This is a genomic window from Candidatus Fermentibacter sp., assembly GCA_030373045.1.
Classification (GTDB): domain Bacteria; phylum Fermentibacterota; class Fermentibacteria; order Fermentibacterales; family Fermentibacteraceae; genus Fermentibacter.
Genome location: JAUCPW010000005.1, coordinates 1 through 20,547 on the forward strand (window position 1 = coordinate 1; position 20,547 = coordinate 20,547).

Consider the following 20,547-nt stretch of genomic DNA (forward strand, 5'->3'; position numbering starts at 1 on the left):
TTCGGAACTCGTCGGCAGCGTCAGATGTGTATAAGAGACAGGTCGTGCACGGCGCCCCGGATGCGGAGGAGGCCCGCGCCATGGCTCCGGGCTCGCGGGTGCTGAAGCTTTTCCACCCCGTCTATGACCAGTACGTGCGGCCGGGCGGTTCGGCCGCGGCCGCCAGGGAGTCGCTCGGGCTCGATCCCGACAGGAGGGTCGTCCTCTTCTTCGGCCTCGTGAGGCCGTACAAGGGTCTCGAGGACCTTCTGGAGGCCTTCGCGCTCCTCCGTGAAGAGGCGGACCTGCTCGTCGCGGGCGAGGCCTACTCGGGCAGGGAGGCCCTGCACGAGCGGATGGAGAGGCCCGATCTCGCAGGCAGGGTCAGGTGGATCGACAGGTTCATACCCGACGGCGAGGTGGATGCCCTCTTCCGGGCGGCGGACGTGGTGGCCCTGCCCTACAGGTCGGCCACCCAGAGCGGGGTCGCGCAGATCGCCCTGGCGTTCCGGAAGCCGCTGGTGCTCACCCGCACCGGAGGGCTCCCCGAGCTGGTAGAGGAGGGACGCACGGGCTTCCTTGCGGAACCGTGCGATCCGGAAGGCCTTGCCGCTGCTCTGGAGGCCGCCCTGGAGCTCTCGGCCGGGCCGGGCGCCGCCGGGGCGGTGGCCGCCATGGCTGCGCGGTTCGGATGGGACGAGTACGCCCGCAGGCTCCTGGAGGCCCTGCCATGAGGATACTCCTGGCCGGGGCAGGAGGCTTCATAGGCTCCCATCTGTCGAGCTTTCTCGCAGCGGAGGGACACGAAGTCGCCCCCCTCCCCCGGCCGGACGGCGGAGCCTTCGATCCCGGCCGCTTCCCCGGCGGGATAGACGCAGCAGTCAACGCTGCAGGCAGGCTGGGCGGTCCGGGTGTCCGCCCGGAGGAACTCGCCGCATCCAACACGGCCCTTCCGGCGGCCATCGCCGGAGTCTGTGCGGAACGGGCCATACCCTTCATCCACCTCAGCACGCCCGGGGTCGCAGGGCTGGTGGGTGGATCCCGGGAGGACTCTCCTCCCGCCCCGTGGGGGGCCTACGAGGAATCGAAGGCCGAGGCCGAGAGGCTCGTCTCCGGGCTCATGCCCGCGCGGCTCCTCACGATTCTCCGGCCCGACTTCGTGTACGGCCCGGGCGACAGGCACAAGCTGAGCTTCTTCAGGCAGGTCGCCAGCGGCCTGTTCCCCCTGGTGGGCACCGGTTCGGCCCGTCTGCGGCCGACGTTCGTGCTCGACGTCTGCAGGGCGGTCCGGGAGAGCCTCGGAGGCGGGCTGATCGGGCCGGGGACATGGAACATCGGCGGGCCTGACGTGGTCAGCGTGAGCAGTCTCGCGGGCGCTGCCGCCTCCGCCATGGGAGTGCGCCTCCTCAGGATTCCCGTGCCTTCAGTCATCTTCAGGGCCGCCCTTCTCCTTGGTCCCCTGGCCCCGCCGCAGCTCTCCGAGAGCAGGCTCGCGCTGTTCGGGCGCGACCACTGGGTGGACATCTCCAGGGCGAAGGCCGCCGGATTCGCCCCCGCCACTCCCCTCGCCGAAGGCCTGGCTGCGACCGTGGCCTGGTACAGGGCCGAAGGGCTGATCCGGTGACGGCCCGCCGGGGAGCCTTCGGAGCCGTTTCCGCCGTCCTCCTGGCGGCGGCGCTCGCCTTCGCGGCCTGGCGGATATGGTCGAGCCGGGCCGGGATACTCGAGTCCTTCGAGTCCGCCGCATGGGATCCGGACCCGGCAGTCCTCGCGGCCTCCGCCATCCTGCTCTTCGCCGGCCTCGCGCTGATACCCGCCGGCTGGATCCTGTTCTCGCGCGACCTGGGCGCTGCGACACCTGCCGGGAAGCTCGCCGCGGCCTGGTTCGCCAGCCAGCTCGGGCGCTACATACCCGGCAAGATCTGGCTCTTCGCGGGGAGGATAGGATTCCTGAGGTCGGAGGGCCTCTCGATGGCCAGAGCAGCCGCGGCGGCGGTCTGGGAGGTGCTTGCCAGCTTCGCGGCGGTCGGTCTCGTGGCCATGCCCGCGGTCCTGCTGGCCGGCGGCGATCTGCCCCGGTCGCTCCGGACGGCCGCTCTGGCAGGCTCGGCCGCCCTCCTTCTGCTTCCGCTGCTCTCGCCGGTGCAGAGGCTCGCATTCAGGCTGAAGGGAGCCGGGGATTTCACCGGGGTGAGGTTCGCCACTTCCCTCAGGGCAGTGGGGGCCTACGCGGCCTCCTGGGTCCTGAGGGGGGCCTCGGTCTGGCTCTGGATCACCGGCATGGGCCTCCCGGCGAACGGCTTCTGGTCCGCCGTCGCCGCGGCGCCCCTGTCCTGGCTGGCCGGGTATATTGTCGTCTTCGTCCCCGGAGGCATCGGGGTCAGGGAGGCCGCCACGGCCGCCATGTGCGACGGCGGGTCCGGCCTGGCGCCGGTGATGGCGGCGATGTTCGGGCAGACTCTTCTCATGGCCCTGTTCGAGATCGCGATGGCGCTCGCGACCCTTAGGTTCGCGGCACCGAAGGGAAGGGGGGAGAGGCGTGGGCTTCAGGCTTTCTGACAGGCACATGGCTATCATTCTGGCTCTGGGGCTCGCAGCGGCCGTCTACTGGCCGGTCCTCTCCTCACCGCGCCTGCCGGGAGGCGATCTCAGCGACACTGTCCACCAGGGATACCCGTTCCTCTCCTACACCGCCGCCAGCATCGCCGAAGGCAGGATACCGCACTGGAACCCCTACATCTACTGCGGCATCCCGTTCTTTTCCTCCTTCTCGGCACCCGTGTTCTATCCGGTCCGGGGGCTCCTCCTCCTGGCCGCAGGCCCGGAGGCGTCGGTACGGTTCATCTGGCCGGTGCAGGCGTTCATCGCCGCTCTGTCCGCCTGGCTGTTCCTCGGCTCCCTGGGTGTCTCGCGGGGCGGCAGGACGGTGGGCACCATCGCCTTCGCCGCCGGAGCATGGGCCAACACGCTGTTCTACGCGGGGCACGCGAGCAAGATGGTGTCCTGGAGCTTCCTGCCGCTGCTCCTCTACGCATGCGAGAGATGGTGGGCCACCAGGAGGGCGTGGTTCCTCTTCCTGGGCGGACTCTGCCTCGGGATGCAGGCCCTGTCCAGCCACCCCCAGATGCTTCTCTACAGCGCGATGGCGGCGACCGTGTGGCTGGCCTGGAGGTTCCTCGAGCGCCCGGGCGTGAGGAAGGCGCTCGCGGCGGCATCCGGGCTGGCTGCGATGACCCTGGCCGGGGCGGGGCTGGGCGCGGTCCAGATGCTCCCGGGATATGCATTCTCGAGCACCTCCACCCGGGGCGAGGATCTGCCGCTCTCGCAGTCCGCGAGCTACTCGATGCCTCCCGAGGAGACCCTCGCCATGGCATTCCCCCATCTGTTCGGCTACCGCCACGGGTTCCCCGACAGCGAGGCGGGCGGCGGACCGGTGTACTGGGGAAGGCTCGGACTCAGGCTCTCGAGCGAGTTCACGGGGGTTTCGATCCTGCTGCTGGCCGCGGTCGCCCTCCTCTCGCGGAAGACGCACAGGGGCATGGCGCTGGGAGCGGTGGCCCTGCTGGGTCTGCTGGTGTCATGGGGGGGATACTCCCCCTTCTACAGGATCCTCTACGATATCGTCCCCGTGTTCAGGAAGCTCAGGGCTCCGCACATGGCGGCCTTCCTCACCACATCGGGCATATCGCTGCTCGCCGGGCCGGGTTTCGACGCGGCCGTCGCCGGAGTGAGGGCCGGACGTTGCTGGAAGCCCATCGCGGCCTGGGGCGCTCTCTGTCTCGTGCTCCTCGCCTTCTGCAGGCCCATCCTCTCGTCCGCCCAGGCAGGGTGGTGGCGGAGGGCCGGGGCGTCACCCGCCGCCTTCCCGGAGCTCGTGGACAGGAGGGTCGACCTGGCCTCGGGCGACCTCCTCAGGGCCGCGCTCGTCTCGGCCCTCGTGGCCGGCACCGTCTTCGCGGTCTCCCGGAAGAGGATCGGCCCGGGAACCGCATCCCTCCTGGTATCGGCCGTGGCGGCCCTGGAACTCGTGCCGCTCGACAGGGACTTCCAGGTATTCCTGCCCCAGACCAGGATCGCCGACCTGTATCCGGAGCCGGCCGGGCTCCGGGAGGCCGTGGGCGAAGGGCGCATCTTCCCGGGCGGCAATGAGTTCATCCCGCTGGGAATCAGGTCCGTCACCGGCTACCATGCCGCCAGGACCCAGGCGGTCGACGACATGCTCGCCGGGATCTCATCCGGAGGGTTCCCGGAAGTCCGCTCCACAGGCTTCACCGTGCTGGTCGACGGCGGCACTGTGGCTCCCTACGAGGCTCTCGTCGATGAGATGGCCTCGGACACCTCGGCAGGAGGCTTCCCCGCGGAGCTCTCGGCGCCGATGCCCAGAGCCTTCATGCCTGCGTCATGGGTGTCCGGAGGCGACGCTCCGGCCCCCGGTATCCCGCCCGAGGCCGTGAGCACGGTGTCGGGCGGTCCTGATCTGCCGCCGCCCTCCGGACAGCCGGGTTCGGCCGTCATCACGAGGGACGAGCCGGAACTCGTCGAGATCGCTACCGAGTCCGGCGAACCCGGCCTGCTCGTCCTCGCCGATACCTGGCACCCCGGCTGGCGGGTCTCGGTGGACGGCACGGAAGCCCGGCTCCTCCGCGCCAACGGCTGGATGAGGGCCGTCGCCATCCCGGCCGGCCAGCATTCCGTCAGCTTCACCTACGATGCCTCCGATTTCTCGACCGGGCTCCTCATATCCGTCGTCACGGCCCTCCTGACGGCGGTCGCGGCAGCGGTCGAGCTTGTTGCGAGAAGGCGCGGAAAGCCCGGTGCCGGCGCGGCATGACTTCCTCAACCGCCTGGGCGCGTGGTTCGGCTTCGCGCTCCTGGCGGGGGGGGTCGTGTGGTTCGTGTTCGGCCTGTGGCCGTCATGGAGGGGCGATGTGGGCGATCTCGCATCCCGCCTCGACTTCGCCGGGCGCTGGCCGCTGCTCGTTTCCTCCGTGCTCTCGGCCCTCGCAAGCCTGTACTTCGCCCCGGCCCCCTGGGTGAGGCTCGTCGGCGCCGCCGGCGCCGGGGTGTCCCGCACCGCCCTGCGCAGGAACTGGTTCATCACCCAGACGGGGTCGTACATCCCGGGTCGCGTATGGATGTTCCTCGGCAGGCTCGCCTTCCTCCGGTCCAGGGGGGTCGGGGCGGGCATCTCGCTGTTCTCCATGGCCTTCGAGAACATCTACCTCATGATCTCGGCCTGCCTGCTCTCGCTCGCGGTCATACCCCTCTCCGGTGGGGCCGGGCTCCCTCCGGAGGCCAGGGTGTACATCGCGGCCGCTTCGGCGGTCGTGCTGCTGGCGCTGGCCGCTCCGGGGATCAGGGCCTTCCTGGTCGAGAGGATGACCGGGCGGTTCGGGAAGGTCCTCGGCAGGGGGAGCATGCCCAGGATCGGCGCCATGGACGGGCTCTACATGGTTTCCACGGGGATGCTGTCATGGGCCCTGAGGGGCTTCTCGCTCTTCCTCTGGTTCGACTTCGCCGGCCTCGGAGCGGGGGACAGGTTCGCCATGCTCGCCGCCTGTATAATCGTGATGCCGGTCTCGTGGCTCGTATCCCTCGTCTGGGTGTTCGTCCCGGGAGGGATAGGAGTGAGGGAGTCCTTCCAGGGACTGGTCCTGGCTCCCTTCGCCGGCGGCATCGCGGTGGCTGTGACGGTTTCCCTCTGCCACAGGATCCTCCTGATGCTCGTCGAGGCTTCCTACGCCGTGGAGGCGACATTGTCCGAAGCTTTCTCGCGCAGACTGTCCCTGATCCCGAAGGTGGCCGGGCTGGCCGCGTCCGCCGCCTTCGCCTTCCTGGCCCGACACGGCCTCTGCAGGCCCCCCGCCCCGATCAACGTGACCTTCTCGGTCACGCGCCGGTGCCAGTCCCGGTGCGGCACCTGCATGATCTGGAAGGCCCCCGGGCTCCCCGAGCTGGAACTGCCTGCAATCGAGGCCATGTTCAGGTCGATCGGGCGCACCTGGTTCTTCAACATCTCCGGCGGCGAACCCTACCTCCGCAGCGACCTGCCGGAGATAGTGCGCCTCGCGTGCAGGCACCTCCGCCCGGCCGTCATCCACGTCCCCACGAACGCACTTATGCCCGGGAGGATAGAGGATACCACCCGGGAGATGCTCGAGGTCATCCGCCGCGAGTCGCCGGGGACCGCCCTCACGGTGAAGCCGTCCTTCGACGGGATCGGGGCGCGGCACGACGAGATAAGGGGCGTGCCGGGCAACTTCGACAGGCTGCTCGACACGCTCGGGCGCCTCACGGCCTTGAGGCGCGAGTACCCCGCCCTCCACGTGGGGGTCGGCACCGTCATCTCCAGGTTCAACTCGGAGGAGCTGCCCGGGGTCATCGAGTACGCGAGGAACCTCGGCGTGGACACGTACATCAACGAGATAGCCGAGGAGCGCGAGGAGTTCTTCAACGTCGGCTCCGGCATCACGCCGGATCCCGCCACTTACGGAAGCATCATGGAAGGCTTCAGGCGTGCCACCATCGAGAAGATGAAGCACGCCAGGCTGCTCGGAAGGATCACCTCCGGGCTCAGGCTGGTCTACTACGACCTGGTGGTGAGGATCCTCCGCGAGAGGCGCCAGGTGATCCCGTGCTACGCCGGCCTGCTCAATGTCCACATCAATGCCGACGGGGCGGTATGGCCATGCGCGATAAGGGCCTATGCCGCCGAGATGGGCCGTGTGGGCCCGGAAGGCGACTTCGCGTCCGCCTGGCGCTCCGGGAAGGCCCGCGAGATCAGGCGGTCGATACGGAGGGGCGAGTGCTGGTGCCCGCTGGCAAACCAGGCCTATTCCAACATCATGATGCACCCGCCCTCGCTGCTGTCTGCGTTGTCCGCGGGCCTTCGCGGTTCGCGTGACGGGAGGGACAGGGCATGAAGCTGCTCAGGATGACGACCCACGAGTTCGTGAAGCTGGACAGGAGTCTCTGTTTCTGGCCCGTGGGGAATCGGGTGGCGCCATGAAGCTGCTCAGGATGACGACCCACGAGTTCGTGAAGCTGGACAGGAGTCTCTGTTTCTGGCCCGTGGGAACGGTCGAGGCTCACGATGCCGGCCCCCTGGGGACCGACGTCATCGCCCCGGAGAAGCTGGCCGGGGATCTGGCGCCAGAGTTCGGCGCGATCCTGCTCCCCACCCTGCCGTTCGGGCTGGTCAACTCCCTCTCGGGATATCCCGGCGGGATGTGGATGCAGAAGGAGACCTACAGGTCCCTCGTCGTCGAGCTGCTCGACTCGGTGTCCGTCTCCGGCATCGAGCAGGTCGTCGTCTTCAACGGCCACGGAGGCAATTCGGAAACCCTGTCCGAGGCCCTGTCCGAGGTCTGGAAGTCGTGCGGCGTGCGGACCGCGCTCGTCGACTGGTGGGTGGTGGGCGACGACATCGCCAGGGAGATCTTCGGATCCTCGGCCGGACACGGCGGCTCGGACGAGCTGGCCCTGGTCCAGGCGGCCATCCCCGACTTCGTCCCCGAGTGGGACGGTTCCGGCTCCTGGCTGGATCGCGAGGGGGTCAGGACATATCCGGTGCCGGCATGCTCCATCCGCTATTCCGGCTGCGAAGCGAAGCCCTTCTCCGTAGCGGCGGCCTCCGCCTACTACGAGAGGCTCAGGGACAGGATCCGCGGGATCGTCTCCGAGATCCTCGAGGGCTGGGGCGCGGGCGGCCGCATCGACGGGTGAGGGCCTCCGGGCTATCGCCAGTGCCCGTGCCTGTGGTGGATGTCGGGGAGATGGGCGTGCGTATGCTCGAAGGGTTCGTGCTGATGCGGGTGGCAGTGCCTCTCCCCGGCCGGCTCGGTCCCGTCGTGGGAATGCGCGTGGTGGACGTCGTGCACGTGCGTGTGTTCGTGGAAGAGCGATCCATGCGCGTGGGCGTGGATGTGCCTCTCGCCTGACTGCAGCCATACCCCTGCGGCCATCAGGACCGCGGCGGGCAGCAGCATCGGCCCGGCCGGCTCGCCCAGGATCAGCAGCGAGGCGCCCGCGCCTATGAAGGGGGCCGTCGAGAAGAGCGCCCCCGTCCTCGCCGCACCGGCCTCCCTCAGCGCCATGACGAACAGCACGAGGCTGGCCCCGTAGCCGAGGAATCCCGCCAGCCCTGCGATCGCCGCCGTGCCGGCATCCGGAAGGGACATGCCGAGCAGGGCGGAGGCCGCCAGGTTGACGGAGCCGGCCGCCAGCCCCTTGATGCCGGCGATCACGACGGGATTCCCCGCCGAGATCCGGCGCGTGAGATTGTTGTCCAGAGCCCACAGGAGGCATGCCCCCGCGATCGCAGTCCCGCCGGCCGGACCGGCGGAGCCCGGGCCGTCTCCGGCGCCGGGCGCGGCGGAGAGCAGGGCGGCACCGGCGATCACGAGGGCCAGCCCGGCGGCGATCCTGCCTCCGATGTTCTCCCTGAACAGCGCGCCGGCGATCAGCACGGTCAGGACACCCTCGAGGTTGAGCATGAGCGAGGCGGTGGAGGCGGATGTCCGGGCGAGCCCCCACATCAGGAGAACGGGCGCAGCCATGCCTCCCGACACCACGGCTCCGGCCAGCCAGGGCGCGTCGCGCCCCGAGAGCCCGGTGGAGAAGCGCCTCCCGCCGGGCGTGAGCCTTGCCGCCAGCGCGGCCGCTCCCAGCCCTGCGCCCGACCCGAGGTACAGGAGCCCCGCAAGCACCGCAGGTTCCACATCGCCGAGGAGGGCCTTCGCCGCAACGGTGGCGCATCCGAAGAGGACGGCGGACGAGACGGCCAGCAGCCGCCCGCCGGGAGCGTTCACGGGAAGGACCCGGGATTCAGCGCAGGATCTCCACGAAACCGCGCCGGACCCTCACGATGCGGCTAGGGCCGGCGGAATCGATCCTGCCGCCGTCGAGGCACAGATCGGCGGCTTCCCGCACGGCATCCTCCACGCAGGCGAAGTCGAGAGCCGGGGGATTGTCGCGGGTGTTGGCGCTGGTGCTCACGAGGGGGTAGCCGACCTCGCCGAGGATCGCCCTGGTCAGGGGATCGGCCGGCACCCTCACGGCGACCGTCCCGTCGGGCGCGCAGACCCACCCGGGGGCCGACCTGCCGGCACGGAGCACGATGGTGAACGGACCGGGCCAGCATTCCCCGGCCAGGGCGGATTCCTCCTCGTCCATCTCCGCGAGGTCGCGCGTCATCTCGAGATCCGACGCCAGGACGATGAAGGGCCTGCCCCCGCCGTACCCCTTGATGGAGGCCAGGCGGCTGACGCTTTCGGGCCTCCCTGCGCGGCAGGCAAGCCCGTATACGGTGTCGGACGGGTACAGGACTATCCCGCCGGAATGGAGCGCCTCGGCCGCATCCTCGATCTGGACGGCGGAGAGGAAGGAGCGCTGGATGCGGATCGTCCTGCCCGGGGTCACATCCCCCGCTTCGCCCTGAGCCTCATCCCCAGCTCCGGATCGGACAGGGCCAGTATCTGCGCGGCCAGGAAGCCCGCGTTCCTCGCCCCGTGCGAGCCGATGGCCACGGTGGCCACGGGGATGCCCTTCGGCATCATGACTGTGGACAGGAGCGCGTCCATGCCGTTGAGCGGACCGGCCTCGAGGGGGACCCCGATCACGGGCAGGATGGTGCGGGAGGCCACCGCGCCGGCGAGATGGGCCGCAAGCCCGGCTCCGGCCACCAGCACGCGGATGCCCGCAGCCTCGGCCCCGGCAGCATAGGCGGCGACTTCGCCGGGATTCCTGTGGGCCGACATGACCCTGACCTCGCATTCGACCCCGAGATCCTCGAGGACCGCCCTGGCCAGGTCCATGACCTCCCTGTCGCTCTCGCTGCCCATCAGTATCCCTACTCTGGCGGCCATAGCCCTCCCCGCGCCTCCCGGCCTGGAGCCGGGCCCGGGCGCATGTGCGTCATCGTCATGTCGCGCCGATGTCCTTCCGCCAGGAGGCGCCCCGGAACGTGATGGTGCCGACCGCTGCGTACGTCTTCGCAAGAGCCTCGCCCAGACCGGCTCCGGTGCCGGTGACACCCAGCACCCGCCCGCCCGCCGTGACGAGGCTGCCGTCCGACATGGCGGTGCCGGCATGGAACACCGTGATGCCGCTGTCATCGGCCCCTGCCGAATCGATCCCGTCGATCCGGAACCCGCTCCCGTATGCGCCAGGATATCCCTCCGAGGCCATGACGACGCAGGCCGAAGCCCCGGGCAGTATCCTGATCCCGGAGAAGTCCGGATTCCCCCTCGCGCAGGACAGGAATGCCGCTCCGGCATCCCCCTCCAGCAGGGCAAGGACTGCCTGTGCCTCGGGATCGCCGAACCGGCAGTTGAATTCGAGCACGGCCGGTCCTTCCTGCGCGAGGATCAGGCCGGCGTAGAGCACCCCCCTGTAGTCGGTGCCGCGGCGGTGGAGCTCTTCGAGGACCGGCCGGAAGACGTTCGAGAGCGCCCAGTCGGAGAATCCTCCGGGGATCCCTGGAGCGGGGCATACCGCCCCCATCCCGCCTGTGTTGGGCCCCCTGTCGCCGTCGAAGGCCCTCTTGTGGTCGCGGCTGGGAGGCAGCACGAAAGCCTCTTCACCGGAGCAGAGGGCCATCATGCTCACCTCGCGGCCACGCAGCCTCTTCTCCAGGACCACCCTGCCCCGGCCTCCCGGGAACAGCCTCCCGAGAGCCTCCGAGGCTTCGTCGTCCCCGTCGGGGAGGAACACGCCCTTGCCGGCGGCGAGGCCGTCGTCCTTCAGGACCCAGCCGCCCCAGGAACCGCCGGCAGCCTCGAGGACCCCTGCGGGAGTGGAAAGGAGCCTTCCGGGGGCGGTCGGCACCCCGGCGGCGGCCATCAGCTCCTTGGCGAACCACTTGCTCCCCTCGAGCATGGCGCATGCCGCGGACGGGCCGAAGCAGGGAATCCCGGCGTCCTCCAGGGCGTCGGCGATGCCCGCGACGAGGGGGGCTTCGGGGCCGGGCACGACCAGGTCCGCCCCCAGCCTGGAGGAAAGGCCGATGAGGCCTTCGATGTCATCCGCCCTGACGGGATGGCATTCACAGGTCGCGGCCATGCCGGGGTTGCCCGGGGCGGCATGCAGCTCGTGGCCGCCCTCGCGGGAGAGGGCGTGGGCTATCGCATGCTCCCTGCCGCCCGAGCCGATCACGAGGATCCTCACTTCCCGGGCTCCTCGAGCGGCGCATACGCATGGCGCGCCTCGGGGAAGGAACCGTTCCTCACCTCGCCGGCGTAGTCGGAAAGCGCCCGGGTGATCCCGGCTCCGATGTCGGCGTACCTCTTCAGGAACCTCGGCTCGAAGCCCCTGGTGATGCCCAGCATGTCGTTGACCACCAGTATCTGGCCGTCGGTGAACCTGCCGGCCCCTATGCCGATGGTCGGTATCGAGAGGGCCCCGGTGACGTCCCGCGCGATCGCCTCCTCGACGCTCTCGAGGACCAGGGCGAACGCACCGGCATCCTCGAGCGCCCTGGCTTCCGACATCACGCGCCCGGCCTGGCCGGCCCCGACCGCCCTGTACCCGCCCGATGCACGGACGGACTGGGGGAGGAGGCCGACATGACCCATCACGGGGATGCCGGAGGCGATTATGGCAGCCGTCCTTGCGAGAGGCATCGGCGAGCCTCCCTCGAGCTTCACGGCGTCCGCGCCCCCTTCGGCGACGAGACGCACGGCCGAGTCGACCGCCCTCTCGTCCGACGCCTGATACGATCCGAACGGCATGTCGGCCACGACGAACGTGCCGGGGGCACCCCGCCTGACCGCCTTCACGTGCGGGAGCATCATCTCCACCGTGGCTCCGAGCGTCGTTTCCTCACCGAGAACCGCCATGGCGATGGAATCGCCGACCAGGATGAAGTCGATGCCGGCCTCCTGCTCCAGGAGGGCGGTCGGAAAGTCGTATGCCGTGAGGGATGCGATCCTCCTGCCCTCGGCCTTCATCCTCGCGAAATCCGGAACGGTCCGCATGGTCACCCGACCTTTCCACCGGCCGGAGCTCCCCCGCCGGGGGCGTCCGGGAACAGCTTCCTGTAGACGATCAGGTACGCCGCGAGCCCGTAAGCGAGCCCGGCGACCACGTCCATCACGTAGTGTTCGGCCCCGTAGACGATCTCGAAGCAGAGGGCCGCGACGGGCAGGGCCACCCACCATGCACGCCTGCCGAACTCGTGGAGCGAGACGAGGAGCGTCATGAACGGGACCCCGGCGTGCAGGGACGGCATGGCCCCCCTGGGGCTGGGCTGGAAGGCCCCCGACAGCCAGTCGCTCGTGAAGCTCGAAAGGGCCAGGTAGACGACCCTCTCGGCGTGATGGATGTCCCCCTCCAGTTCGGCCATCCAGGGAGGCGTCAGGGGGAAGAGGACATACGTGAGATATCCCGCCAGGGAGATCAGTACAACGGCGACCGAGGCCCTCTTCATCGAATCCACCCCCCTGCGCCACAGCAGGATGCCCGGCAGCAGGAACGGGAAGGCGAAGAGGGAGGCGTGCAGCACCGCGAAGATGTAGTCGTACCAGGCGAAGCCCTGGGTCGGATGGAGGACGCCCTGCAGCCATACCGTCGGCAGGATGCCGAAGAATCTCTGCTCCATCGCGATGATCCCGGCCCCGTGGAAACCGTCGGAACAGGTCGAGACCAGCAGCCTGAGGGCCTGGTAGGACACAGTGAGCATGGCGTAGTAGAACCAGCGCCTGGCCCAGTCGGGGATCGCACGGGCCCGGAGCCCGGCGTAGAGGAGGGCGAAGATGGCGAGCTGCGCCGGCCATCTCGGGACGAGCCTCATGAACGGGATCAGCGCCGCGGCGACGCTGTAGGCGCCGCAGATTGCGAGGATCGCTCGGTAGTACCGGTCGGCGACCGCCTCGAGGAGTTTACCTTTCAGATCGAACACCCATCCCGATGCTCCGGCCGAGCTGTCCGTTCGGTTCTGTGAGAGAGCGAGGGGGGCCAAGGCGTGACGAATGACGTCTCGGTAGGGTTAGAGGACTTGAACGGCCTTCTGCTGTCGCTTCTGCTGCTCACCGGACCCCGGGGGGTGGTCGCTGCATCGGCCAGCAGAAGGGCGCTGCCTCCATCTGTACCCAAAGCACTCGCAGGCTTCGGCCCCCCAGGTGAGTAGTGTAAGGGAACCTCCCGGGATTGTCAAACAGGGCGCGGCTTCATCCCGGATGTGGGGGTCGCGGGCCTTCCTCCTGACGGCGGGCCGGTATGGAACGGGTAGATGCCGGTCGGAATGCCCGAACACCCCGGAGGTGGAGATCGCGGGCCTTCCCCCGGGTGAGCGACGGATTTAGAATGAAGGCTGACGGAAACAGCGGCCCGGCATGCCGGGCGACGAGGAGGGCTGATGCACAGGATTCTGACGACCCTTTCCGCGGCTGCCACCCTGCTGCCGGGAGCCTGCGGCGGTTCGGGAGTGGTGGAGGGCCCGGTGCCTGCAGGAGACCCGCTGCCCGACATCACCGATGCCGATCTCGCGACCCTTTCGGCCGGCAACCGGGAGTTCGCCCTTGCGCTCTTCGGCAGGCTGTGCCTCGAGAGCGGCGACGGGAACGTGATGCTCTCCCCCTACAGCATCTCCTCCGCCCTCGCGATGACCTGGGCGGGAGCTTCCGGAACCACTGCCGGGGAGATGGCCTCGGTCCTGGGGTTCGACATCGACCGTCCGCTGGTCCACGCAGGCTTCCGCCGCATCGGGGGGATGCTGGATCCCGAAGGTCGTGCGGCGACGTGCGAAGGCGATCCGATCGAGCTCGACATAGCCAACGCCATCTGGGCAGAGGCCGGGTTCCCCCTTCTCGACCCGTACGTCGCCATCGTGACGGGGTGCTACGGGGCGGAGGCCAGGAACGCCGACTTCTCGGGCAGTCCCGAAGCCCAGCGCCAGACGATCAACGGCTGGGTGAGCGAAGCCACGCACGGCCGGATAGAGGATCTGCTCGGGCCCGGCTCCATATCCGCCGACACCAGGATGGTGCTCACCAACGCCGTCTATTTCAAGGGGAGCTGGCTCGAAGAGTTCGACCCCGGCCAGACCCGCGACGGCACTTTCACGACCCTCGCCGGCGTCGTGGAAACCGTTCCCCTGATGCACCGGACCGACGACATGGACTACTACGACGGCGAGGGCTTCAGGGCGGTCTCCCTGCCCTATTCCGACGGGGCGGGCCGGATGGTGGCGGTACTCCCCGACAGCGGGATCAGGGAGTTCGAGCAGCGGTTCTCGACGGCCGATCTCGCGGCCATGACCGACGGGTTCTCCACCCGCGAGGTCTTCCTGGCCATGCCGAGGTTCGAGTACGCTTCGTCGTTCTCGCTCTCGCAGGTGCTGGCCGGGATGGGCATGGCCGGTGCCTTCGATCCGTCCACGGCGGACTTCTCGGGCATGACGGGCGGTCGCGACCTCTTCGTGAGCGACGTGGTCCACAAGGCGTTCGTCAGGGTCGACGAGACAGGCACGGAGGCCGCGGCGGCCACAGGGGTCATCATGGCCCTGACGGCGATGCCGCAGGATCAGCCCGTGCAGTTCGTCCTGGACAGGCCGTTCCTTTTCCTGATCATCGACGACCTGACCGGGACGGTGCTGTTCATGGGGCGGATGGCTGATCCGACAGCCTGAAGTTCTCAGTTCCGGGCGTCCATGCAGGCCCTGTCCACCCTCTCGAAGTACTCGGCGCGGCACGCCCGTTCGATGCCCGACATGGCGCCGAACGCGCCCCTGAAGTCGCCCCTCGCCGCGGCGAAGAGGCCGTGTCCGTGCACTATCGCGGCATCGCATCCCAGGAGCGCCCGGGGGAGCGTGCGGTAGAGGCCGGAGGGTCCGGCGCCCACCTCGCCCGATACGATCGGGACGCCTCCGGCATGCCGCCCGTGGGGGCAGCGGAGGTGGCATGAACCCCTGTCCGGGCACGAGGGCCTGCCGCAGGCCAGCGATGCGATCACCGCGAACCTGGGGTGTCCGTGCAGGATGCCGTCGGCGCCGGTGACCCGAAGGGCTTCGACATGGGCCATGTACTCGCTCGAGGCCGTGATCGCCGCGCACGAGGAGCCGTCCAGCGGGCAGGCGTCGACGGCCCCCGGGAGCTCGTCGAGCGACGAGGCGGTCTGGCTGATGTAGAGAACGCCGTCCAGCAGCCAGGATACGTTCCCGAAGTAGGAGTCCACCAGCCCGGATTCCACGGTCCTCGCCCCCGCTTCGGCGATGGCTGCCCTGACCTCGCTCTCCGTGCGGAACGGCCCTGCCGCGAGTTCCATCCCGCCGGCAGCGCCGCATGGGAAGTCGCCGGCCCCCTCCCGCACCGCCTCGACCACCCGCCGCCAGGGATCGGGGGGCCTCCCTCCGGCTTCGAGGGCGTCGAGGTAGTCCGCCATGAACTTCACGAAGCACGCGAAACACACCGAACTGGCAGACACGAACGCCTGCTCGGGGCTCACGGCGCCCCACGCGGCGATGCCCGGTCCGGGGACGATCGCGCTCCGCCTCCGCCCGAGCAGGCCGGCGAGGATTACGGCATCCATGCTCGGGGCGACGGGTATCTCGTGCAGGAATGTCAGGGATTCGCAGTCGGAGGGGCGTATCGGCCCTCCCCCCTGCCCGGCCAGCAGCCCGATCATCGAACTCCACGGCTCCGACGGCCGGAACAGGAGGAGCGAGCAGACCGCCAGCCTCTCGAACGCCTCCTCGAGGAGCGGCCTCGCGGGACCGTCGCCCACCCACTCGACGGAGTCGTCCCGTCCCCCGAACAGTATCGAGCCGGGGGCGGCGAGTCCGGTCCGTTCGAGCTTCTCCGCGTATTTCGAGAGCAGCGCCCTCATCGGCTCAGATCCCGGCGGGGAGGCCGAGAGCCTCCGCCTTCCCGGGCAGCGGAGATCCGTCGGGATCCAGGCCCCGTATCCTGTAGTACCTCGCGCGGGCCTCGAGGAATCCGTCCCTGGGGAGCGGGGGCAGGTCCGGCCACGGGCCGGGCGTGCCGGGCTCCTCGAAGAACCTCGCGGGAAGGTCGTCGTCGGCCGCGGTGAAGCCGCGGAGTCCGTTCATGATCCTGTCCCGGAACGTCACCCTCTCGCCCAGATCCATCAGGTCCTGGCCGGAGCGCTCGATCCCGGTCACGGCCGACAGGGCGTCGGCGAACTCCTCCACCGTCGCCCCGAAAAGGCTGAACCGGCAGGCCCCGATCGAGTCCATCGCGGCGTTGGCGTCCTCCGCCGTCTTGATGATGCGGGCCTTCCCGGCGAAGGAGAGCCTGTCCGTGGCCACCGGCTTCCTGAGGATCTCGTGGCTGATCGGGTAGGCCCGCAGGTGGCAGCCGCCCCTGGTGGCCACGGCGTAGGCCAGCGCCATCCCGTAGGCCCCCCTGGGATCGTAGGCGGGCAGTTCGAGTCCCTTCACCGTCATCGAGGCCTCCGGGCGCCCGCGCATCTCCGCGTATCTCCGCGAACCCATGCCGAGGTCCCCTGCACGGCCGGTCCCGATCTCGCGCAGCAGGGAAAGCACCTCCGAAGGGGCGAGGCGCCTCCCCTCGATCTCGGAATGGCACGCCAGCGTGGAGCCCGCGCTTATCGTGTCCATCCCGAGGCGCGTGCATATGTCGTTGGCCTCGAGCACGGCCGACATGTCCTCGTTCTCTATCAGTGCGCTGAAGTGGGACATGGTCTCGAACTCCGGGATGTGCACGCCGTCGCGTCCGACCCGCTTGCACTGTATCCGGCAGCCTTCGCAGCCCGTCCTCTTCGAGCCCAGCAGCCTCGCATAGGCGGGTGCGTTCATCCCGGGCGCCGCATCGAAGCTCGTGCGCCTGAAGTTGGCGGTGGGCATCATGCCGCGCGCGTGCATCAGGTCGTAGAGGGCACCCGTGCCCATGTTGTGGAGCCCGAAGGCCCCCATGACCACCGGACTGGCGGAGAGAAGCCTGTTGATCGCGGCGCACGCCTCCGACAGCCTTCCGGGATCGGCTGCGCCGGGCCTGCCCGACCCCCTGACGGAAACGTACTTGACGTTCCTCGCCGCGAGGCAGAGCCCCAGGCCGTTCCTGCCCGCGGTGTGGCAGCCGTCGATGACGATGTTGGAGTAGAGGACGCCGTTGTCGGCCGCGGGGCCCGTTAGGGCGGTGGAGCCCTTCCCGGCCAGCAGTCCCGAGACTTCGGCCGTGTCGCGTCCCCTGAGCCCTTCGGCGTCCACCAGGCGGGCGGTTCCGTCCTCTATCTCGAGCCCGGCGAGCCGGGGGCCCGTGCCCGTGATCACCACGGCTGCGAGGCCGGCCCTGGCCATCTCCGAGGCGAAGGCGCCTCCGGCGGACGAGTCGCCGACAGTCCCCGTGAGCGGGGACATGCACATGGCGCTCACCCTCCCGGACGCCGGCGAGAGGGTTCCGGCCAGGGGGCCGGCCGCCAGCACGAAGGGCATGCCGGGGTCGTCCCAGGAGAGCGTGCAGCAGGGGCGGAGGAACGCGCCCGCAAGCCCCCTCCCGCCGATCCAGCGCTCCCCGGGGCCTGGATCCAGAGGCATCCTCCGGGTGACGCCGGAACCGAGATCCGCGAAGAGGACGTCCCTGCCGGCCGTGCCTACCCCCGTATCCGCAGCAGGTACCACGCCAGCGCCGCGAGGTTCAGGGCGACCGTGATCCAGAACAGCGCCTGGAACCCCGCCTTGCGCGTCTTGTGGGAGAGCAGCCTCTGGGCGATGAGGGCTCCGGGCCATCCCCCGAGGAGTGCGAGCAGGTGCAGGGTGTTCTCGGGGATCCTGCGGCCGCCTGCCGGGGCCGCCGCCTTGTCGGAGGCATAGACCGCGAAGGAGATGGCGCTCATGACGAGATAGACGATCGGGACCGCCGGGCTGGCTCTTCCGGTCAGGGCAAGCCATCCCGTCAGGAGGATGAATGCCGCCGAGGCAGCAAGAAGGAACGTGGCCGCACCCTGTCCGCTCCTCGCGGGAGAAGTGCGGCCCCCGCCGGCTCGAGCCTTCGTGAAGATCACGTCGTCGGCCCGCCTGCGGTCCTTGTCGTCGGTTGTGGGGACGTAGTCGACCAGCTCCCCGCCCCTCGGCCTCGCCTGGCCGGGGCGGAAGGCCTTGATATGGACGAATACCCTGTCGCCGCCGCCCTCCGGGACGATGAAGCCGAATCCCCTGTTGTCGTTCCAGTCCACGATCTTCCCGAGCTTTCTCATGCCACTCCGATTCCGGGCTCGTAGGGCCCGGCCCTCCACGCGCGTGCCTGTGAACCCCGCCCTACCCCGCGATGGCCCGGTAGAGCAGGAACCCGGTGATCACACCGGAAACGGCGCCGAAAGCGGCGCATGTCCAATAGAGCGTCCTGTCCGGGGTCCGCCCGGAGCCCGGGGCGCAGGCGGCGCGGCAGAGCCCGGGGAGGCTCCGCTCGAGCCTCCGCCTCTGCATCCTCCCGATCGGGATCCATGCCAGGGGGGCGATCCCCATCGTGATGAACAGAAAACCACAGACCACCCAGGCGGCAGCCGGGCCGCCGCCCCGCGACCCGGCCTCCGCGAAGCGGTATCCGAGCGAGCCGAACAGACCTGCCCAGGCGAACGGCAGGAGGCCCGGCCCGTTCAGCCTGCGGGAGAAGTACATCGAAGCCCCGCCCGAGGCGAGGAGGAGGATGATCGACACCGGCAGGATCATGATCCAGGCGGGCGCGGGTCTGGCCACGGCGTACGGACCTCCGGAAGCGACCGATCCCCCCTCCGAGAGCACATATCCGAGCGCGTGGCCGATCAGGGCGATGAAGCACCCGATCCCCGCAGCGCACACCGCAAGCCCGGCATGGTCGCGCACCCCGGAACTCATGAGCCCCCCCCGGACGCAGTGCCGGCGAAATCCGCGACCAGGCCGCGGATCCTCCTCAGCTCGCCGGTCCGCTGAAGATAGGGCACTCCGGGCATGCCCGTCACAGCGGAGGCGGTCTCCTGCCCGGGCCTGTAGGTCCACACCCTCTCGAGGGGCCAGTTGCTGTCGAGGTAGCTGCATCTGTACCCGCCTCCGTCGAGCGGCTCCATCTCCGTCACGATCAGCGAGTGGGCGTCGATCCCGCGGATCTGGAGCTTGACGTAGGCGAGCCCCTCCCTGGAGGTCTCGGCATGGATCCTGTCCATCAGGGCGCCGAGCCTGGCCGCAGGCACCCGGTGCGATCCGGCGAGGCCGTTCACCCAGGCGAAACGGAGCACACCGTCGGAGATCTGTCTCCTCTCGAGGACCTTCTGGATGTCCTGCCGGCAGTCCGCCGAGAAGTCACGGAGGCACGAGTAGCCCGGGATCTCCACCACACTGTCGGCGTCCATCACCGACCTGACGGCCTCCCGCACGGCGCTGGGGCCGGGCCTCGGCTTCGAGGGCTCGAAGTAGACCAGGTAGAGGGCGGCCCGCGTGAACCTGGAGTGCCACCAGCAGACCCCGTTGCGGAGGATTCCGCCCGAGTTGCCGAAGGCGAGGAGGTTGGGATTCGACGACGCCCCGGGAGGATTGGCCGCGAGTGCCCGGGCGTAGTCCCTCGACACGGCTCTAGCGGCGTACTCCCCGCGGGAAACTGCGGCGGGCCGCCATTCCGCGGGACGGCCCGCCACGTCAGGCATCATCCCCGGCCTGCGCTCCCGCCTGCGCGTCCATCGGCAGCCCGGGTCCCGCCGGGGGTGTTCCGTCACACGCGGGTTCGATGTGGGTGAACACCGTCGAACCCGGTATCTCTGCGCGGATCTCGCCTTCGATGGATTCTAGGAGCAGGTGGCCGCGCTCGATCGACCAGTCTCCCGGCACAAGGACGTGGAACGAGATGAACCGCATGGATCCGGCGCGCCTGGTGCGGAGGGCGTGGAACCGGACCCCGCCGCCCGCGTGGCGGTCGAAGACCCGGAGGACCAGCCCCCTCTCGCTCTCGGGGATGGCGGCGTCCATCAGCCCGTCCACCGACCGGTGCACTATGCCGGATCCGGTCCGGAGAATGTGCACGGCAACGAGGACCGCGATCACGGGATCGAGCCAGGCCCATCCCGTGAGGGCCACGGCGCCCATGCCGGCCAGGACGCCGGCGGAGGTGAGGACGTCCGTCATGAGATGGCCGGCATCCGCTTCGAGGGTTATGGAGTCGTACCTTCTGCCGGCCCGGCGCAGTACGATCGCGACGGCGAGGTTCAAGGCCGATGCGGCTGCCGAAACGGCCGCTCCCGCACCCAGGCGCTCGAGCGGCACGGGATTCGAGAACCTGGGCACCGCGGCCGCGATCATCGCAGCAGCGGCAGCCAGGATGAGCGCCCCCTCGGCGCCGCTCGAGAAGTACTCGGCCTTCCCGTGTCCGAACTCGTGCTCCCTGTCCACGGGTCTGGCCGCGATCGAGAGCATCGCCAGGGCGATGGCGGCTCCGGCCAGGTTGACCCCGGACTCCATGGCGTCCGAGAGCAGGCCGACCGAGCCCGTCATGCCCCATGCAAGGAGCTTGAGGACTATCGTCGTGACGGCCGCGGCGATGGACAGCCACGCGAACCGCGTGAGCCGCGGCCCGCGCACGGCGCCGTCCCGTCCGGTCACGTCTCCGGTCTGCATCCCGTTAGTCCCGC

At 69.6% G+C, this 20,547-nt stretch carries 19 protein-coding genes; 7 read left to right on the forward strand and 12 right to left on the reverse strand.

Going from position 1 to position 20,547, the window contains the following annotated elements; genetic code table 11:
* The 6 genes from QUS11_01820 to QUS11_01845 form a co-directional block, all read left to right on the forward strand.
* A partial coding sequence (locus tag QUS11_01820; protein ID MDM7992028.1) for a glycosyltransferase occupies positions 1-713 on the forward strand: 713 nt, incomplete at its 5' end.
* A complete protein-coding gene (locus QUS11_01825) occupies positions 710-1,603 on the forward strand; it encodes an NAD(P)-dependent oxidoreductase (protein MDM7992029.1) in 894 nt (297 codons plus the stop codon). The genes QUS11_01820 and QUS11_01825, both read left to right, overlap by 4 nt.
* Entirely contained in the window at positions 1,600-2,538 is a 939-nt protein-coding gene (locus QUS11_01830) for a hypothetical protein (protein MDM7992030.1), read from the forward strand. The genes QUS11_01825 and QUS11_01830 overlap by 4 nt, the downstream gene beginning before the upstream one ends.
* A gap of 7 nt (positions 2,539-2,545) precedes the next feature.
* Positions 2,546-4,810 carry a hypothetical protein gene (locus QUS11_01835; protein ID MDM7992031.1) on the forward strand — a complete coding sequence of 755 codons (2,265 nt, stop codon included), beginning with the start codon at positions 2,546-2,548 and terminating at the stop codon, positions 4,808-4,810.
* Positions 4,794-6,902: a radical SAM protein gene (locus QUS11_01840; protein ID MDM7992032.1), complete on the forward strand. Its 2,109-nt coding sequence runs from the start codon at positions 4,794-4,796 to the stop codon at positions 6,900-6,902. Before QUS11_01835 ends, QUS11_01840 begins: the two co-directional genes overlap by 17 nt.
* Positions 6,903-6,984: 82 nt before the next feature.
* The gene (locus tag QUS11_01845; GenBank protein MDM7992033.1) at positions 6,985-7,704 is read left to right on the forward strand and encodes a creatininase family protein; all 720 of its coding nucleotides are present in this window, start codon (positions 6,985-6,987) and stop codon (positions 7,702-7,704) included.
* A gap of 11 nt (positions 7,705-7,715) precedes the next feature.
* Here QUS11_01845 and QUS11_01850 read toward each other — a convergent pair whose 3' ends face one another.
* From QUS11_01850 to QUS11_01875, 6 genes are read right to left on the reverse strand one after another with little or no spacing between them, the layout of a single operon-like run.
* Complete coding sequence (locus QUS11_01850; GenBank protein ID MDM7992034.1) at positions 7,716-8,789, reverse strand: EamA family transporter; 1,074 nt, start codon at positions 8,787-8,789, stop codon at positions 7,716-7,718.
* Between the two features lie 16 nt (positions 8,790-8,805).
* Positions 8,806-9,399, reverse strand: coding sequence for an L-threonylcarbamoyladenylate synthase (locus QUS11_01855; protein ID MDM7992035.1), 594 nt, complete (start codon positions 9,397-9,399; stop codon positions 8,806-8,808).
* Positions 9,396-9,845 carry a 5-(carboxyamino)imidazole ribonucleotide mutase gene (gene purE / locus QUS11_01860; GenBank protein MDM7992036.1) on the reverse strand — a complete coding sequence of 150 codons (450 nt, stop codon included), beginning with the start codon at positions 9,843-9,845 and terminating at the stop codon, positions 9,396-9,398. The genes QUS11_01855 and purE overlap by 4 nt, the downstream gene beginning before the upstream one ends.
* A 55-nt stretch (positions 9,846-9,900) precedes the next feature.
* Positions 9,901-11,145: a phosphoribosylamine--glycine ligase gene (purD, locus tag QUS11_01865; GenBank protein ID MDM7992037.1), complete on the reverse strand. Its 1,245-nt coding sequence runs from the start codon at positions 11,143-11,145 to the stop codon at positions 9,901-9,903.
* The gene (panB, locus tag QUS11_01870) at positions 11,142-11,954 is read right to left on the reverse strand and encodes a 3-methyl-2-oxobutanoate hydroxymethyltransferase (GenBank protein MDM7992038.1); all 813 of its coding nucleotides are present in this window, start codon (positions 11,952-11,954) and stop codon (positions 11,142-11,144) included. The genes purD and panB overlap by 4 nt, the downstream gene beginning before the upstream one ends.
* A gap of 2 nt (positions 11,955-11,956) precedes the next feature.
* Positions 11,957-12,877, reverse strand: coding sequence for a phosphatase PAP2 family protein (locus tag QUS11_01875; protein MDM7992039.1), 921 nt, complete (start codon positions 12,875-12,877; stop codon positions 11,957-11,959).
* 456 nt (positions 12,878-13,333) lie between these two features.
* On the opposite strand from QUS11_01875, the gene QUS11_01880 reads away from it, so the two are divergent.
* Positions 13,334-14,605, forward strand: coding sequence for a serpin family protein (locus tag QUS11_01880; GenBank protein MDM7992040.1), 1,272 nt, complete (start codon positions 13,334-13,336; stop codon positions 14,603-14,605).
* Positions 14,606-14,610: 5 nt separating this feature from the next.
* On the opposite strand, the gene QUS11_01885 is transcribed toward QUS11_01880, so the two are convergent.
* From QUS11_01885 to QUS11_01910, 6 genes are all read right to left on the reverse strand, one after another.
* Positions 14,611-15,801, reverse strand: a complete 1,191-nt coding sequence (locus QUS11_01885; protein ID MDM7992041.1) for a class II aldolase/adducin family protein — start codon at positions 15,799-15,801, stop codon at positions 14,611-14,613.
* Positions 15,802-15,805: 4 nt separating this feature from the next.
* On the reverse strand, positions 15,806-17,575 hold the full coding sequence (locus QUS11_01890; protein MDM7992042.1) for an aldehyde ferredoxin oxidoreductase C-terminal domain-containing protein: 1,770 nt from the start codon (positions 17,573-17,575) through the stop codon (positions 15,806-15,808).
* A complete protein-coding gene (locus tag QUS11_01895; GenBank protein MDM7992043.1) occupies positions 17,548-18,150 on the reverse strand; it encodes a cold shock and DUF1294 domain-containing protein in 603 nt (200 codons plus the stop codon). The genes QUS11_01890 and QUS11_01895 overlap by 28 nt, the downstream gene beginning before the upstream one ends.
* A gap of 61 nt (positions 18,151-18,211) precedes the next feature.
* Positions 18,212-18,787 carry a hypothetical protein gene (locus QUS11_01900; protein ID MDM7992044.1) on the reverse strand — a complete coding sequence of 192 codons (576 nt, stop codon included), beginning with the start codon at positions 18,785-18,787 and terminating at the stop codon, positions 18,212-18,214.
* Positions 18,784-19,572, reverse strand: a complete 789-nt coding sequence (locus QUS11_01905; GenBank protein MDM7992045.1) for a hypothetical protein — start codon at positions 19,570-19,572, stop codon at positions 18,784-18,786. Before QUS11_01905 ends, QUS11_01900 begins: the two co-directional genes overlap by 4 nt.
* Positions 19,562-20,518, reverse strand: a complete 957-nt coding sequence (locus QUS11_01910; GenBank protein ID MDM7992046.1) for a cation diffusion facilitator family transporter — start codon at positions 20,516-20,518, stop codon at positions 19,562-19,564. The genes QUS11_01905 and QUS11_01910 overlap by 11 nt, the downstream gene beginning before the upstream one ends.
* Positions 20,519-20,547 lie beyond the last annotated feature (29 nt).

What these genes read in the sequence shown, in the direction of transcription:
- QUS11_01825 (MDM7992029.1), top strand. Translation starts at nt 710, where the DNA reads ATGAGGATACTCCTGGCCGGGGCAGGAGGCTTCATAGGCTCCCATCTG.
- QUS11_01835 (MDM7992031.1), top strand. Translation starts at nt 2,546, where the DNA reads ATGGCTATCATTCTGGCTCTGGGGCTCGCAGCGGCCGTCTACTGGCCG.
- QUS11_01845 (MDM7992033.1), top strand. Translation starts at nt 6,985, where the DNA reads ATGAAGCTGCTCAGGATGACGACCCACGAGTTCGTGAAGCTGGACAGG.
- purE (MDM7992036.1), bottom strand. Translation starts at nt 9,845, where the DNA reads ATGGCCGCCAGAGTAGGGATACTGATGGGCAGCGAGAGCGACAGGGAG.
- panB (MDM7992038.1), bottom strand. Translation starts at nt 11,954, where the DNA reads ATGCGGACCGTTCCGGATTTCGCGAGGATGAAGGCCGAGGGCAGGAGG.
- QUS11_01880 (MDM7992040.1), top strand. Translation starts at nt 13,334, where the DNA reads ATGCACAGGATTCTGACGACCCTTTCCGCGGCTGCCACCCTGCTGCCG.
- QUS11_01885 (MDM7992041.1), bottom strand. Translation starts at nt 15,801, where the DNA reads ATGAGGGCGCTGCTCTCGAAATACGCGGAGAAGCTCGAACGGACCGGA.
- QUS11_01895 (MDM7992043.1), bottom strand. Translation starts at nt 18,150, where the DNA reads ATGAGAAAGCTCGGGAAGATCGTGGACTGGAACGACAACAGGGGATTC.
- QUS11_01900 (MDM7992044.1), bottom strand. Translation starts at nt 18,787, where the DNA reads ATGAGTTCCGGGGTGCGCGACCATGCCGGGCTTGCGGTGTGCGCTGCG.
- QUS11_01905 (MDM7992045.1), bottom strand. Translation starts at nt 19,572, where the DNA reads ATGATGCCTGACGTGGCGGGCCGTCCCGCGGAATGGCGGCCCGCCGCA.